The organism is Bartonella sp. LB28NMGDW (assembly GCF_042194435.1).
GTDB lineage: Bacteria > Pseudomonadota > Alphaproteobacteria > Rhizobiales > Rhizobiaceae > Bartonella > Bartonella grahamii.
Genome location: NZ_JBHIMX010000171.1, coordinates 1 through 542 on the forward strand (window position 1 = coordinate 1; position 542 = coordinate 542).

The window sequence follows — 542 nt, forward strand, 5'->3', positions numbered from 1 at the left end:
GGGCTGATTTACGCCAAAAAATCTATGGATCTATTCAGTGATGGTAATCTGAGCAATACACAGGGCAGAATTATTGCTGAAGAGGCTCTCACCATTGGTGGGCTGAAAGAGACACGTGCTGGTCATATAAATAATGAGGCTGGTCTTCTCAGTGCTTTAGCCGGTGAGATGAAGATTGTTGCAACGTCTTTTGTCAATAAAAGCGCTGAAACGACAAATTCAGACCAACAAAACGCTACACATGATGAAGGTGCGCATGTTTTAGCGCGGGATGGTTTGCGCATTGATGTGGGCAGTTTTGAGAATGTTGATGGTCTCATTTCTACGCAAGGGGCAGTTAATATTGTTGCTGATAGTGTGATCCAAGCAGGGCACATAGAGATTGAGCGTGGTGACCTTCAACTGACCAGCCACGGTGATTTAAGCAATAGTGGCACGATAGAAAGCAATGATACCATTGCTTTGCATGCGCAAACAAATCTCAGCCAAACGGGGCGCATTGTTTCTAAAAAGCGGGTTGAGCTTTCCAGTGATGGCATATT

1 protein-coding gene is annotated in these 542 nt (G+C 44.8%); it reads left to right on the forward strand.

Features of this window, described 5'->3' with window-relative positions; translation table 11 throughout:
* A partial coding sequence (locus ACFIKG_RS09845; protein WP_375652258.1) for a hypothetical protein occupies nt 1-542 on the forward strand: 542 nt, incomplete at both ends.